Raw genomic sequence first — 15,229 nt, 5'->3', positions numbered from 1 at the left:
GGGGCAATTCATGAATTGCCCCTACCCTGGTCACCTTTCCCCCCATTTCAATTTCGTCCTGAGCACCTCGAAGTAGTCCTTGCTCCCCGACATCACGAGCCGCGTCCGGTGCTCGGCCCGGCGCACCCGGATGACATCGCCGCACTTCAGCTTCACCCCCACCTGGCCGTCGAGGGTAAGAAAGACATCCTCGTGCTGCGAGATGAGGCGCACCGTTACCTCACCATCGGCCTCCAGTACGATGGGGCGGTTGGTAAGGGTATGGGGGCAGATGGGGGTGAGGGTCAGGCACTCGAGGGCGGGGTGGACGATGGGGCCGTTGGCCGACAGGGAATAGCCGGTGGAGCCGGTGGGGCTCGAAATGATGAGCCCGTCGGCCTTGAAGGTGGTGAGATAGCGGCCGTTCACCACCGTTTCCAGGTCGACGATCCGGGCGAGGGCCCCCTTGTTGATCACGACATCGTTCAGCACCCGGTGGCAGGAGATTTCCCTCCCGTCCCGCTCGACGGTGGATACGAGCATCATCCGGTGCGAAACGCGGTAGTCACCCGAAAGGCACGCCTCGAGGGAAGGGTATAGTTCGTCGAGGGTGATTTCCGTCAGGAAGCCGAGGCTCCCGAGGTTGACGCCGAGGATGGGTATTTCGCGGGAGCCGATGAGCCGGGCCGCGGAGATGAGGGTTCCGTCGCCCCCCAGCACCACTGCCATGTCGGCCAGGGCCGGGATCTCTTCGGCGGCGATCCCCGACCTCCCCCCCAGGTGGCGGGAGAGATGGCCCTCCACGAGGGGGACCAGCCCGCGCCCTTCCAGCCAGGTGATCAGCTCGTCGGCAACCCCCTGGCAGCGGGGGTCGTGAACCTTGGCGAAGATGGCGATTTTTTTCATCGTCCCGGCCCTTTGATTATGGTATAAGAATGGAATTTACTAGCACAGTTTAGGGGGCATGTCCAATGGAAATTCCCCCGTCTGGCAGGCCGCCAGTGCGGCGTTCAGCGCCCCTCCGACGTCTCTCTTTTCCACCAAGGTGACCCCATGCACGATGACGCGCTCCTCAACTCTCCCGACCCTGCCGAACTCGACGCCCTGATGCTCATCATAAAGTCATTCCTTGAGCATCTGGAGTACACCCTTGGCAAAGACAAGTACTCCGCCACCCGGCACGACATCTTCAACGCCCTCTCCTACGCCGTCCGCGACCGGATGGTGGAACGGTGGCTCGACACCCAGCAGGCCTACTACAACGAAGATCCGAAACGGGTCTACTACGTCTCCATGGAGTTCCTGATGGGGCGGACCCTGGAGAACAGCCTCGTGAATCTCGGGCTCCTCGAGCAGTTCCGCGAGGCGATGAACTCCCTGGGGTACGATCTGGACCAGCTCTTCGATCAGGAACAGGACGCGGGCCTCGGCAACGGCGGCCTCGGACGGCTCGCCGCATGCTTCCTCGACTCCATGGCCACCAAGGGAATCCCCGGCTACGGCTACGGCATCCGCTACGAATACGGCATCTTCCGCCAGAACATCGTTGACGGCTCCCAGGTGGAGATTCCCGACAACTGGCTCCGCTACCGCAACCCCTGGGAACTCGACCGGCAGGAGCATCTCCACCCGGTGAAGTTCTACGGCCGGGTCGTGGAGCGGAAGGATGCCGGGGGGAAACCGGTCTTCGACTGGGTCGACACCGAGGACGTCATGGCCATGGCCTACGATACCCCCACCCCCGGCTACGGCACCAACACCGTCAACACCATGCGGCTCTGGACCGCCAAGTCGACCCGGGAATTCGACCTCGCCTTCTTCAATGAGGGGAACTACATCCGGGCCGTCGAGAAGAAGATGGTCACCGAAAACATCTCCAAGGTCCTCTATCCGGCCGACAACGTGCCGGAAGGAAAGGAGCTCCGCTTCAAGCAGGAGTATTTCCTCGCCTGCGCCACGGTCTACGACGTCATCTACCGCTTCCGCAAGACCCACGACGACCTGCGGCTCCTCCCGACCAAGGTGGCGATCCAGCTGAACGACACCCACCCCGCCCTCTGCATTCCGGAGATGATGCGGCTGCTGCTGGACCACTACCGGCTCGACTGGGACACCGCCTGGGAGATCACCACGAAGACCTTCGCCTACACCAACCACACCATCCTCCCCGAGGCGCTGGAGAAATGGCCGGTCTGGTTCTTCGAGCATATCCTGCCGCGGCATATCCAGATCATCTACGAGATCAACGACCGGTTCCTGGCCGAGGTCCGCAAGCGGTTTCCCGGTGACACCGGCAAGCTCCAGCGGATGTCCCTCATCGAGGAGCACTGGGAGCGCAAGGTGCGCATGGCCAATCTCGCCATCGTCGGCAGCCATTCGGTGAACGGGGTGGCGGCGCTCCACACCGAGATCCTCAAGGAGAGCGTCTTCCGCGATTTCTACGAGATGTTCCCCGGACGGTTCAACAACAAGACCAACGGCATCACCCAGCGCCGCTGGCTCAAGTGCGCGAACCCCGGCCAGGCGGCACTCATCACCGACGTCATCGGCGACGGATGGGTAAAGGAGCTCTACGAGCTCACGAGGCTTGGCGACCATGCCGCCGACCCCGCCTTCGTGGCACAGTGGCGCCAGGTGAAGCGGGAGAACAAGGAGCGGCTCGCCCGCTACATCCTGGACCACAACTGCGTGCAGGTGAACGTCGATTCCCTCTTCGACTGCCAGGTGAAGCGGATCCACGAATACAAGCGGCAGCTGCTCAACGTGCTCCACGTCATCACCCTCTACAACCGGATTAAGGCGAACCCGGCCGGCGATTTCGTCCCCCGCACCGTCATCTTCAGCGGCAAGGCGGCCCCCGCCTATTTCATCGCCAAGCTGGTCATCAGGCTCATCAACGCCGTAGGGGATGTGGTCAACAACGATCCCGAGATCGGCGACCGCCTCAAGGTCGTCTTCCTCGCCAACTACAGCGTCTCGCTGGCCGAGAGGATCTTCCCCGCCGCCGACCTGTCGGAGCAGATCTCCACCGCCGGCACCGAGGCGTCGGGAACGGGGAACATGAAATTCGCCCTCAACGGCGCCCTCACCATCGGCACCCTGGACGGCGCCAACATCGAGATCATGGAAGAGGTGGGACGCGACAACATCTTCATCTTCGGCATGAACGCCGCCGAGGTGGAAGAGCTGCGCCGCAAGGGGTACAATCCCCGCGACTGGTACGGCCGCAACGCGGAGCTCAAGAAGGTCCTCGACATGATCGCCGAGGGGCGCTTCTCCCCCGACAACCACGACCTCTTCCGCCCCATCGTCGACACCCTCCTCAACCAGGGTGACTACTACATGCTCCTTGCCGACTACGCCTCCTACATCGCTGCCCAGGAAGAGGTGGCCCGCCTCTATCTGGACCAGGACGAATGGGCCCGCAAGGCGATCCTCAACTGCGCGGGGATGGGGAAATTCTCCAGCGACCGGACCATCGCCGAATACGCCCGCGAGATCTGGGAGGTGGAGCCGATGGAAATCCGCCCCGTCCTTGAGTTCCGTCAGCACGACGGCGTGACGGAGAGCTAAACGGCCGCCCCGATGATGGACCTCTTCGACACCAGCGCCGCCGCTGCAACGGCCAAGGACGCGCCGCTCGCCGAACGGATGCGCCCGAGGACCCTCGACGAGTACGTGGGGCAGGCGCACCTGCTGGGGGAGGGGAAGCTGCTGCGCCGCCTCATCGAGTCGGACACCCTCACGTCGCTCATCTTCTGGGGCCCTCCCGGCTCCGGCAAGACGACCCTCGCCCGGATCATCGCCAACGCCACCAAGTCCCACTTCATCTTCTTCTCCGCCATCCTTTCGGGGGTGAAGGAGATTCGTGAGATCGTCAAGGAGGCCGAGGAGGAGAAGAAGTACCGGGGACGCAACACCATCCTCTTCGTCGACGAGATCCACCGTTTCAACAAGAGCCAGCAGGACGCCTTCCTCCCTTACGTGGAAAAGGGGACCTTCACCATCATCGGCGCCACCACGGAGAACCCCTCCTTCGAGGTGGTGGCGCCGCTCCTTTCCCGCTGCAAGGTCCTCGTCCTCAATCCGCTTGCTCCCGAAGAGATCGAAGCGATCCTGCGCCATGCCCTGCAGGACGAAGAGCGGGGGCTGGGCAGCGCCAGCCTTGCGGCAAGCGACGAGGCCATCGCCTTCATGGCCGAACAGGCCGGAGGCGACGGGCGGGTGGCACTCAACACGCTGGAGACGGCGGCGCGGCTGGCAAAGGACAACGCCATCGACCTCGAGACCGTCCGCGAGGCGCTGCAGAAGAAACCGCTCCTCTACGACAAGGGGGGGGAGGAGCATTACAACGTCATCTCCGCCTTCATCAAGTCGATGCGCGGCAGCGACCCCGACGGCGCCCTCTACTGGCTCGCCCGGATGATCGAGGCGGGGGAGGACCCACTTTTCATCCTCCGGCGGATGGTGATCCTGGCCAGCGAGGATATCGGCAACGCCGATCCCCGGGCGCTCCAGGTGGCGGTGGCGGCGCTGCAGGGATTCCAGTTTATCGGGCTGCCCGAGGGGCGCATCATCATGGCCCAGGCCGTGACCTATCTCGCCACGGCACCCAAGTCCAACGCCTCCTACGCCGGGATCAACGCCGCCCAGGCGGAGGTCAGAAAGAGCGGCGCCCTCCCCGTGCCGATGCACGTCCGCAACGCCCCCACGAAGCTCATGAATGAACTGGGCTACGGCAAAGGCTACCGCTACGCCCACGACTACGAGGAGGGATACGCCTTCCAGGAGTATCTCCCGGAGCGGCTGGCCGGGACGGAGTTTTACTCCCCCCGAGGACACGGCTATGAAAAAACGATCAAGGAACGCATGGAATATATTCGCGGGATGAAAGAGAGGGACGAGGGATGAAACGAATCGGGATTCTGACAAGCGGCGGCGACTGCTCCGGCATGAACGCCGCGATCCGGGCGGCGGCACGGACGGCGCTCCGCATGAACATCGAAATGGTCGGTTTCCGCAAGGGGTACCTGGGGCTCATGAAGGGGGATTGCCTCACCCTCGACAACAAGGCGGTATCGGGCATCCTCCATCGCGGCGGCACATTCCTCCAGTCGGCCCGCTCCCCCGAATTCCGCACCCCGGAGGGTCAGCAGCAGGCCCTTGCCATCCTGAAAGAGCTCGGCGTCGAGGGGCTCGTGGTGCTCGGCGGCGACGGCTCGCTCACGGGGGCCCTGGCGCTCCACCGGCTCGGCTTTCCCGTGGTCGGCATCCCCGCCAGCATCGACAACGACATCCCCTACACCGATATGGCCATCGGCGTCGACACCGCCCTCAACAACATCATCTACTCAGTCGACTGCATCAAGGACACCGCCAGCTCCCACGCCCGGGCCTTCGTCATCGAGGTGATGGGGCGCAACTCCGGCTACCTCGCCTCCATCGCCGCCATCGCCACCGGCGCCGAATACGCCCTGGTCCCGGAGCGCGCATACAACCTGACGGAGATCTGCCAGCAGCTCCGCGCCCGTTACGAAGAGGGGCGGGACAACGCCATCATCATCGTTGCCGAGGGGGCGGGGCATGCCCAGGAGGTCGCCGACAGCATCAAGGACGCCATCGGCTTCGAGACCAGAGTGACGGTCCTCGGCCACTACCAGCGGGGGGGAGCACCCACCGTCTTCGACCGGCTCCTGGCGAGCCGCTTCGGCAAGAAGGCGGTGGAACTCCTCGTTTCGGGGACCAGCGGGATCATGGTCGGGCTCTCCTGCAACTCAATGCTCGCTACCCCCCTGGAGGATGTGATCAGGGGAGAAAAGCGCCCCCAGGACGAGGTGCTGCGGCTGGCAGAGGTACTGGGAATCTGATCCGCAGGGACTCTCAGCTCCGGAATGCGAAACGGGCGACTCAAGGTCGCCCGTTTTTTAGTATCAGCACTTCCGTCTCTTCTTTCAGAGGAGTCCGAGAATTTCGCCATGCCCCTCCAGCCGGGCCAGTGCCGGCAAGTCGGCGCGATAGGCCACAAACGGAACCCCGGCAGCAGCGGCAGCCTGGCAGTCCACGGCCGAGTCCCCCACGAAAAGGGCCTCGCGGGGAGCTATGCCGAAGTGATCGAGAACCTTCAGCAAAGGTTCGGGATGGGGTTTCGGCTTTGCCACCTTGGCGGCGGTCATAACGACGTCGAAATAGGAGTCGAGATGGAACGACTGCAGCACCATCTCCATGGAGGTCGAACGGTTGGTGCAGACCCCGAGCCCTACCCTTCCCTGCAAGGCGTCAAGGGTTTCGCGAAACCCCTCTTCCATGACCATGAGGGGGACGAGGTCAAGGTAATCGATCTCTCCGGCGCAGCGTAGGGCTGCCTCAAATTCCTTCGCGTCGGGGAAAAGGTAGGCGAGCACCTCGCGATTCGCGTAGGTGTGGAGGACCCGCATCTGCTCCTCGTTCCGCCGGTCGAGGGGCGCCCGGTCCATCATCGCCATGATCCGCTGGTAAAAGGCCAGATTGGCCTCAAAGGAGTCGAACATGACCCCGTCGCAATCGTAGATTACCGTCTTGTATCGCTGCACAGAAACCTCAAAAACCGTCGACGGGATACGGAGTGCGGAGTGCAAAACAAAGGAGCTCTAGTGCTCCCCCTCGCCCCCGTCCTCTGGTCCCCTGCCCATTTTCTCAAGATATTCCTCCCACTCCATGGGAAGAAGGTATTTCTTCCGGTTGTTGCACTCCTTGCAGGCCGGCACCACGTTGCCGCGGGTGCTCGTGCCGCCGCGCACGATCGGCACCAGATGATCCATGGTCAGCTCATCCGGCGGGAAGCTCATGCCGCAGTAGTGGCAGAGGCCGCGGGCGACGCGGTTTTTCCACCACTGGCTCCGCCGCAGTTCCCGGGCCTTCTCCTTTTCCCGTTTTACCTGCTGTTCAGAAATCTCGACAATAAAGTAACTCACGTGCTCCGCTTCCCGATATTCGCCGGCTTGGCCGTGGTGCCCGTAAATGCCCGCGCTCTGCGCTATCGGCGCATCAACCGCTCGGCCTCCCGACGGAAGTCGTCGATGGCTCCGCGGGCAAGGGCATCGCACCGCTCGTTTTCTGCGTGGCCGTTATGCCCCCTGATCCAGGCCCACTCCACCTGATGACGTGCCGTCAACTCCAGGAGCCGTTCCCACAGGTCACGGTTCACAACCGGCTCCTTCTTGCTGTTGACCCACCCCTTGCGGATCCACCCCCGAAGCCACTCCGTCATCCCCTTTACCAGATACTGCGAGTCGGTAGTGACAACAACCCGGCACGGTCGGCTGAGGGCCTCCAGCCCCTTGATGGCGCCAGTCAGCTCCATCCGGTTGTTGGTTGTCATCCCCTCCGCGCCGGACAGTTCCTTTTCCGTGGTCCCGTACCGGAGAATGGTTCCCCAGCCACCGACTCCCGGATTGCCGCTGCAGGCGCCGTCGCAGAATATCTCAACCTTTGCTGACATAAGCCCCCTCAGTCTTCAGGAGGTCCGCTATGGCGGTCATCACCCGCTCCACGATCAACTGGTGGGTCTCTTTGCAATCCTCACGCTCGTAGAGATCGAAAAAATCGAGAGGAGCCCCGAAACAAACCGCTGCGTCCTGGCCAACGCCGGGAAACTTCCAGCGGTTAAGCCCCACGAGCGCCGTCGGAATGACGACGGGGCGGGTATCGTAAATGATCTTGCCAACCCCCCGGTTTCCGGGACCGAGCACACCGTCCTTGTGGCGCGTCCCTTCAGGGAAGAGCATCACCTTCTCATGTTCGAGGAGCTCATTGATGACCTTGCCGGCCCGGACGTCCCGCCCCCGCTTGACAGGGAAGGCCCCCCACGATGAATAGAGCCATCCCTGGAAACGCTTGCGGAAGAGCTCCTCCTTTGCCGGAGCCCATAGCATCTGCATCGGATAGGACCTGAGAATTGCCCAGGGGAGAAAGATGGTTTCGTAGGCAGAGATGTGATTGGACGCAATCAGGACGCCCCCCTCCCGGGGGACATTTTCGATTCCCTTGATGCGGAAGCCGTTGATGGTTGATGCATAGAAACCGACAACGTGAGCGGAAAAAGTAACCCAGATGCGGCGAAAGAATGAAGCGTTCAAGAAAACCTCGGCAGAATTGAATGCTCTGTTTATAGCATTTTTCCCGAAAAACGGGCAACAGGGAACATGCGCCCATCCAGACAAGCGGTTACGGGCCCTATCCATAAAAAAGGGGGAGATGTTGCCATCTCCCCTCTACAGGACTGCTTCTTTTCGCCATTATTGTTCGGAATAAACGGGAGGCTACCCCTTTGCCTTGTTTTTCAGGAAACTACCGAAGACGAGAGATACATACTCTTGCATCGAGAAGCGTCACAACACCATCCCTATCGATATCGAGCACGGGATTCTTGCTCCCCCTCCCGGCCAGGATCAGGTTAATGTCATCAACTGTGACAACCCCATCACCATTAACGTCACAGGCTCCCGCCGGCGATGCTCCCGCAGCGTTCCCCCCCACACTGAGTTGGACCGCCGTCAGGCTCTCCACCACCGTGATGGTGAATGTCTGATATGCTGACAATCCTTTCGAATCCCGCGCCCTCACGGTTACCTGGTATTTTCCGCTGTTGCGGGGCGTCCAGGTGATGAGCCCCGTCGTGGAATTGATCGACATTCCATCCGGCGAGGAAGTGAGAGAATAGGTAATAACGCCTCCGTTGGAAGCGACCGCCTCGACGTCATACCGATAGGTCTGATCTTTCACCGCGATGGTGACAGGGTTTGAGGTAATCATAGGGGCATTGTTACTGTTCGAGGACCTCTCCGTAATGACCAAATTGTAGCTCTGGGTGGCAGAGAGCCCGGCCGAATTCGTAACTTTCACTGTCACCGGATAGGTTTCCGTCCTGGTCGGTCTCCAGTAAATCAGGCCGCTCGTCGGATTAATGACCATTCCGGATGGCTTCATAATCAGAGAATAGCTCAAGCTATTACCGCCAGGGTCAGACGCCTTCACCTGATAGTAGTAATAACCCTCTTCATAGCCGATGGTTACCGGAACGCTGGTTATAACCGGTGCCTGATTTGCCGCCGCGCTATTGACCGTCAAAGTAAAGGTTTGGCTTGCGGTGAGGGCACCGGGGTCCGTCGCCGTAACCGTCACCGTATAGGTTCCAGCCACGGAGGTTGGCCACGAGATCAGGCCGGTGCTGTTGACTGTCATCCCAGGAGGATTGCCCGACAATGTGTAGCTCAAGGGTTGATTTTCCGGATCAGATGCCATCACCTGGTAGCTGAAGGCTGTCGGGGCAGTGATGGTAGCAGCAGGGATTGCTGTCATGCTCGGAGCAAGGTTGGATGCTGCGTTCACCGTGAGGCTTACCGTGGCGCTGGCGCCGCTGTAGTTGGTGCTGTCCGTCGGCGCAAAGCTGACGATCAGAGTCTGCGTCCCGGCGGTGTTCATAACGGCGCCGGAGGCCGGGGTGTAGGTGTAGGTCCCACCAACGCTTGCTGTGGCATTGAGCTGTGTGGCGGAAAGGACCGTGCCGACTATTACCGGCGAAGGGGTGGCCCAGGTAATGGTCGGGGTGGCCTTGTTCACCGTGAGAGTGACGCTCGCGGTGGCGCTGTTGTAAGTCGTGGTGTCAGTCGGCGTGAAGGTGACGCTCAGGGTTTGCGTCCCGGCGTTAAGCACCGTCCCCGCTGCCGGGGTGTAGGTAAAGGTCCCCGCCACGCTCGGAATAGCGCCCACGGCCGGGGTGTAGACGAAGGTTCCCGGAACGCTCGCCGTGGCGGCAAGCTGCGTTGCCGTGAGCGACGTCCCATAGGTGATCGCAGCCGGCGCCGCCCACGTGATAGTCGGCGTCTGCTTGTTGTTCACCGTGAGGCTTACCGTGGCGCTGGCCGTGGTGTAGTTGGCGCTGTCGGTCGGCGCGAAGCTGACGCTCAGGGTCTGCAGCCCGGCGGTGTTCATGACGGCACCGGAGGCCGGGGTGTAGGTGTAGGTCCCTGGAACGCTTGCCGTGGCGTTAAGTTGCGCCGTGGAAAGGGCCGTGCCGACTATGATCGGAGACGGAGTGCCCCACGTGATGGTCGGGGTGCCCTTGGCGATTACCAGGGTGCCCGTGACGCTCCCCGTGTAGTTCGCGTCGGTCACGGTGGCCACGACGGGGTAGCTTCCCGCAGCGGTCGGGGCCGTGCTGCTCCCGTTATAGGTGATGCTGACGCTCTTGCCCGCCGGGTTGGTGGTGGCGGTGACGCTCTTCGCCGTGCCATCGTAGGTGGCGCTCAGTCCGCCGAGGGTGACGGTGGCCGCAGCCGGGTTCACCGTCAGGGTGACGTTTGCGCTGGTTGTGTTGTAGTTTGCCGCGTCGGTCGGCGTGAAGCTGACGCTCAGGGTCTGCGGCCCGGCGTTCAGGGAGGCGCCCACGGCCGGCGTATAGACGAAGGTTCCCGGAACGCTCGCCGTGGCGTTAAGTTGTGTGGCGCTCAACGCCGTGCCGTAGGTGATCGCCGTCGGCGCCGCCCAGGTGATAGTCGGCGTCTGCTTGTTGTTCACCGTGAGGCTTACCGTGGCGCTGGCGCTGCTGTAGTTGGTGCTGTCCGTCGGCGCAAAGCTGACGCTCAGGGTCTGCGGCCCGGCGGTGTTCATAACGGCGCCGGAGGCCGGGGTGTAGGTGTAGGTCCCTGGAACGCTTGCCGTGGCGTTAAGTTGCGTGGCGCTCAACGCCGTGCCGACTACGACCGCGGAGGGGGTGCCCCAGGTGATGCTTGGGGTGGCCTTGGCGATTACCAGGGTTCCCGTGGCGCTCCCCGTGTAGTTCGGGTCGCTGACGCTGGCCACGACGGGGTAGCTCCCCGCCGCGGTCGGGGCCGTGCTGCTCCCGTTGTAGGTGATGCTGACGCTCTTGCCCGCCGGGTTGGTGGCGGCCGTGGCGCTCTTCGCCGTGCCATCGTAGGTGGCGCTCAGACCCCCTAGGGTGACGGTGGCGGCGGCTTTGTTCACAACCAGACTCACCGTGGCGCTGGTGCTGCTGTAGGTCGCCGTGTCCGTCGGCGTGAAGGTGACGCTCAGAGTCTGTGTCCCGGCGTTAAGAACCGTGCCCGCGGCCGGGGTGTAGGCAAAGCTCCCCGCGACGCTTGCCGTGGCGTTAAGTTGTGTGGCGCTCAACGCCGTGCCGTAGGTGATCGCCGTCGGCGCCGCCCAGGTGATCGTCGGGGTCTGCTTGTTGTTCACCGTGAGGCTTACCGTGGCGCTGGCGCTGCTGTAGTTGGTGCTGTCCGTCGGCGCAAAGCTGACGCTCAGGGTCTGCGGCCCGGCGGTGTTCATAACGGCGCCGGAGGCCGGGGTGTAGGTGTAGGTCCCTGGAACGCTTGCCGTGGCGTTAAGTTGCGTGGCGCTCAACGCCGTGCCGACTACGACCGCGGAGGGGGTGCCCCAGGTGATGCTTGGGGTGGCCTTGGCGATTACCAGGGTTCCCGTGGCGCTCCCCGTGTAGTTCGGGTCGCTGACGCTGGCCACGACGGGGTAGCTCCCCGCCGCGGTCGGGGTCGTGCTGCTCCCGTTGTAGGTGATGCTGACGCTCTTGCCCGCCGGGTTGGTGGCGGCCGTGGCGCTCTTCGCCGTGCCATCGTAGGTGGCGCTCAGCCCCCCTAGGGTGACGGTGGCGGCGGCTTTGTTCACAACCAGACTCACCGTGGCGCTGGTGCTGCTGTAGGTCGCCGTGTCCGTCGGCGTGAAGGTGACGCTCAGAGTCTGTGTCCCGGCGTTAAGAACCGTGCCCGCGGCCGGGGTGTAGGTGAAGCTCCCCGCTACGCTCGCCGTGGCGTTAAGCTGTGTGGCGCTCAACGCCGTGCCGTAAGTGATCGCCGTCGGCGCCGCCCAGGTGATAGTCGGCGTCTGCTTGTTGTTCACCGTGAGGCTTACCGTGGCGCTGGCGCTGCTGTAGTTGGTGCTGTCCGTCGGCGCAAAGCTGACGCTCAGGGTCTGCGGCCCGGCGGTGTTCATAACGGCGCCGGAGGCCGGGGTGTAGGTGTAGGTCCCTGGAACGCTTGCCGTGGCGTTAAGTTGCGTGGCGCTCAACGCCGTGCCGACTACGACCGCGGAGGGGGTGCCCCAGGTGATGGTCGGGGTGCCCTTGGCGATTACCAGGGTTCCCGTGGCGCTCCCCGTGTAGTTCGCGTCGGTCACGGTGGCCACGACGGGGTAGCTCCCCGCCGCGGTCGGGGCCGTGCTGCTCCCGTTATAGGTGATGCTGACGCTCTTGCCTGCCGGGTTGGTGGTGGCCGTGGCGCTCTTCGCCGTGCCATCGTAGGTGGCGCTCAGACCCCCAAGGGTGACGGTGGCCACGGCCGCGTTCACCGTCAGGGTGACGTTTGCGTTGGTTGCGTTGTAGTTTGCCGTGTCGGTCGGCGTGAAGATGACGCTCAGAGTCTGTGTCCCGGCGTTAAGCATCGTGCCCACGGCCGGGGTGTAGGTGAAGCTCCCCGCTACGCTCGCCGTGGCGTTAAGCTGTGTGGCGCTCAACGCCGTGCCGTAAGTGATCGCCGTCGGCGCCGCCCAGGTGATCGTCGGGGTCTGCTTGTTGTTCACCGTGAGGCTTACCGTGGCGCTGGCGCTGCTGTAGTTGGTGCTGTCCGTCGGCGCAAAGCTGACGCTCAGGGTCTGCGGCCCGGCGGTGTTCATAACGGCGCCGGAGGCCGGGGTGTAGGTGTAGGTCCCTGGAACGCTTGCCGTGGCGTTAAGTTGCGTGGCGCTCAACGCCGTGCCGACTACGACCGCGGAGGGGGTGCCCCAGGTGATGCTTGGGGTGGCCTTGGCGATTACCAGGGTGCCCGTGGCGCTCCCCGTGTAGTTCGCGTCGGTCACGGTGGCTACGACGACGTAGCTTCCTGCCGCGGTCGGCGCGGTGGCACTGCCGTTGTAGGTGACGGTGACGGTCTTGCCTGCCGGCGTGGTGGTGGCGGTGACGCTCTTCGCCGTGCCATCGTAGGTGGCGCTCAGTCCGCCGAGGGTGACGGTGGCCGCGGCCGCGTTCACCGTCAGGGTGACGTTTGCGTTGGTTGCGTTGTAGTTTGCCGCGTCGGTCGGCGTGAAGATGACGCTCAGAGTCTGTGTCCCGGCGTTAAGCATCGTGCCCACGGCCGGGGTGTAGGTGAAGCTCCCCGCTACGCTCGCCGTGGCGTTAAGCTGTGTGGCGCTCAACGCCGTGCCGTAGGTGATCGCCGTCGGCGCCGCCCAGGTGATCGTCGGAGTCTGCTTGTTGGCTGTCAGTGTGAGAGTCTGGCTGGCACTCAGGTTGCTCGTGTTAGTCGCTGTTACCGTAACGTTGTACGTTCCCGCTACGGTCGCCGCCCAACTGATGAGACCGGTGCTGCTTACGGTCATCCCGGCAGGATTGCCGGCCAGACTGTAGGTCAACGTCTGGGCCTGGGGATCACTCGCCACCACCTGATAGCTGAATGCCGCCCCCGCGTTGACAGTGCTCGGAGTAATCGCGTTCATGGTCGGAGGCAATGAGGATGCTTGGCTGACAGTTACCGTAAAGCTTTGCTGGGCAAAAAGACCCAGAAGATCCGTAACCTGGACTACAACGTTCTGCGGGCCGACCTGCGCTGCGGTGGGAATCCAGCTAATCGCCCCCGTCGTTGGGTTAATCACCATCCCTGCCGGTGCCACCGGCAAACCAAAGACAATCTTGTCTCCCTGAGCAAGGTTCGCGTCGGTTGCGGTAGCGGTGTAGGGATAGGAAACGCCAACATAGGCACTCGTAACCGGAGACGACGTGATGACAGGGGCAACATTAACGTAGGCAATAAAGAGATTGTAGGTCTGGGTAGTGCTTAATGATCCGTCGCTCACCCTGATGGTTACCGTATTATTACCGGTCTGATTCGACGCGGGGGTCCAGGCAATGAGGCCGGTTGAACTGATCGTCATACCGGCGGGAGCAACATCGAGAAAATACGTCAGTTTGGTACCAGCATCCGGGTCCACGGCGGTCACCTGATAGCTGTAAGGTTGCCCTTCCGTGCCATTCTTGCCAGGAAACGAGGTGATGACGGGGGGATGGTTGCAGAGCACCAGCTTTGCGCTGATGCTAGAAGGGAATGCCTCGTCGCTGCCTAGCTGGCTTGTCATGCTGAAGTCAGCGACAGAATTGACCAAGTAGGTCCCCTGGACCGTCTGCTGCACTGCGCCGGCTGCAAGCTGGGGGATGCTCCAGTTCACGGTACCGGTGACGGCATCGTACGCCCCCCCGTTCGTCGCCGACGCAAGTGATATATTAGAAGCAAGTTTTTCGGATATCTGAAGGTTATCAAGGGTAGTGACTGAGTTTCGCGTATTGTCAAACGTGTAGGTGTTGGTGAAGTTCTGTCCGTAGTTGACACAGGTACCGACTGTCCCCTTTGCCAAGTAAGGAGACTTGGTCGGGTAAAAATCGTCGGTAATCGTAAACGAGGTCGGCGTCGTGGGGGCAATGGTCAGGTCCCACTGAAGAGCGAATTGCTTGTCGCCGTTATCGAAGGCGCCGCCGGCGACGGTGTAGGGTCCCGCAAAATTGTCGAGGTTGTAGGGGGTGGTTCCGTTGGCTAGGTTCGGCTTGAACTGGGCGTTGTCAACACCGTAGCGGCTGGGGGGGACCGTTGCACGCTCCACAAGCGTCGTCCCGGCCCCAATCGCGTCGGTGGCAGTGGCAAAACTGGACTGGTACGCCCTGCCGTTGACGATCGTCGCGTTCTCGAAGAGATAGGCGCCGGTCTTGAGATCGTAATCCGAGTAGCTGAAGAGATGGAGGTCGAGGGGGGCCGCCGTGAGGTTGGTGATGACCACTTTTTTGGTGAGCGTCGAGCGCCCCGTAGTCCCGCCCATCAGCCCATAGGTCACGGCCATCGTGAACCGGCCGGCCTTTTCGGTAAAGGTCAGGGTCACGGAAGAAGCCGTCTGGTTACTGGCAACGACGGTGAAGGGAGCCGCAGCATCAAGTGCATCGCCGCTCACTTTCACCTCGGGCGAGGTCGTCCCGACCCGGTAGTAGAACGCCTGCTGACTTATCCGTTCGGCGTTGTCGAATACCCAGGAGTAGACGCCGGGACTCGATCCGGCCAGCGAGGAGTCATTCAGTGTCACCGTCGAATTTACACTGCTGAGAGTCCAGTCGGCAGCTTGTGCCGTTGGGACAAACACCGCCACCAGCAGGAGGCAGAGCGCCACAAGCATCCATTTAATTTTCTGTGCACAGTCCATGATTTGA

9 protein-coding genes are annotated in these 15,229 nt (G+C 62.5%); 3 read left to right on the top strand and 6 right to left on the bottom strand.

Annotated features, from left to right (window positions below; translation table 11 throughout):
- Nucleotides 1–30: 30 nt before the first annotated feature.
- A complete protein-coding gene (locus GPICK_RS05390) occupies nt 31–885 on the bottom strand; it encodes an NAD(+)/NADH kinase (protein ID WP_039741140.1) in 855 nt (284 codons plus the stop codon).
- A 147-nt stretch (nt 886–1,032) separates the two neighbouring features.
- Between GPICK_RS05390 and GPICK_RS05385 the strand changes: the two genes are divergently transcribed.
- Genes GPICK_RS05385 through pfkA form a run of 3 tightly spaced genes read left to right on the top strand, consistent with a single transcriptional unit; the run spans nt 1,033 to nt 5,846 of the window.
- The gene (locus GPICK_RS05385) at nt 1,033–3,552 is read left to right on the top strand and encodes a glycogen/starch/alpha-glucan phosphorylase (protein WP_039741139.1); all 2,520 of its coding nucleotides are present in this window, start codon (nt 1,033–1,035) and stop codon (nt 3,550–3,552) included.
- A 15-nt stretch (nt 3,553–3,567) separates the two neighbouring features.
- Nucleotides 3,568–4,890 (top strand): replication-associated recombination protein A, encoded by a 1,323-nt coding sequence (locus GPICK_RS05380; protein ID WP_084201481.1) that lies wholly within the window; start codon nt 3,568–3,570, stop codon nt 4,888–4,890.
- Entirely contained in the window at nt 4,887–5,846 is a 960-nt protein-coding gene (gene pfkA / locus GPICK_RS05375) for a 6-phosphofructokinase (RefSeq protein ID WP_039741136.1), read from the top strand. Before GPICK_RS05380 ends, pfkA begins: the two co-directional genes overlap by 4 nt.
- 84 nt (nt 5,847–5,930) lie before the next feature.
- Here pfkA and GPICK_RS05370 read toward each other — a convergent pair whose 3' ends face one another.
- From GPICK_RS05370 to GPICK_RS16585, 5 genes are all read right to left on the bottom strand, one after another.
- Nucleotides 5,931–6,548: an HAD family hydrolase gene (locus GPICK_RS05370; RefSeq protein ID WP_039741134.1), complete on the bottom strand. Its 618-nt coding sequence runs from the start codon at nt 6,546–6,548 to the stop codon at nt 5,931–5,933.
- Nucleotides 6,549–6,605: 57 nt separating this feature from the next.
- Entirely contained in the window at nt 6,606–6,929 is a 324-nt protein-coding gene (locus tag GPICK_RS05365) for an HNH endonuclease (protein ID WP_039741132.1), read from the bottom strand.
- A 62-nt stretch (nt 6,930–6,991) separates the two neighbouring features.
- Nucleotides 6,992–7,456: a ribonuclease HI gene (rnhA, locus tag GPICK_RS05360; protein ID WP_039741130.1), complete on the bottom strand. Its 465-nt coding sequence runs from the start codon at nt 7,454–7,456 to the stop codon at nt 6,992–6,994.
- Nucleotides 7,440–8,093 (bottom strand): lysophospholipid acyltransferase family protein, encoded by a 654-nt coding sequence (locus tag GPICK_RS05355; RefSeq protein ID WP_039741128.1) that lies wholly within the window; start codon nt 8,091–8,093, stop codon nt 7,440–7,442. Before GPICK_RS05355 ends, rnhA begins: the two co-directional genes overlap by 17 nt.
- Before the next feature lie 211 nt (nt 8,094–8,304).
- Nucleotides 8,305–15,222 carry an MBG domain-containing protein gene (locus tag GPICK_RS16585; RefSeq protein WP_052263304.1) on the bottom strand — a complete coding sequence of 2,306 codons (6,918 nt, stop codon included), beginning with the start codon at nt 15,220–15,222 and terminating at the stop codon, nt 8,305–8,307.
- Between the last annotated feature and the right edge of the window lie 7 nt (nt 15,223–15,229).

This window comes from Geobacter pickeringii (genome assembly GCF_000817955.1).
Classification (GTDB): Bacteria; Desulfobacterota; Desulfuromonadia; order Geobacterales; family Geobacteraceae; genus Geobacter; species Geobacter pickeringii.
This window is presented reverse-complemented; position numbering and strand designations above follow the sequence as displayed.

Bases quoted from the DNA above. Each gene is read 5' to 3' on its own strand.
- GPICK_RS05390 (WP_039741140.1), bottom strand. From the start codon at position 885: ATGAAAAAAATCGCCATCTTCGCCAAGGTTCACGACCCCCGCTGCCAG.
- GPICK_RS05385 (WP_039741139.1), top strand. From the start codon at position 1,033: ATGCACGATGACGCGCTCCTCAACTCTCCCGACCCTGCCGAACTCGAC.
- GPICK_RS05380 (WP_084201481.1), top strand. From the start codon at position 3,568: ATGGACCTCTTCGACACCAGCGCCGCCGCTGCAACGGCCAAGGACGCG.
- pfkA (WP_039741136.1), top strand. From the start codon at position 4,887: ATGAAACGAATCGGGATTCTGACAAGCGGCGGCGACTGCTCCGGCATG.
- rnhA (WP_039741130.1), bottom strand. From the start codon at position 7,456: ATGTCAGCAAAGGTTGAGATATTCTGCGACGGCGCCTGCAGCGGCAAT.
- GPICK_RS16585 (WP_052263304.1), bottom strand. From the start codon at position 15,222: ATGGACTGTGCACAGAAAATTAAATGGATGCTTGTGGCGCTCTGCCTC.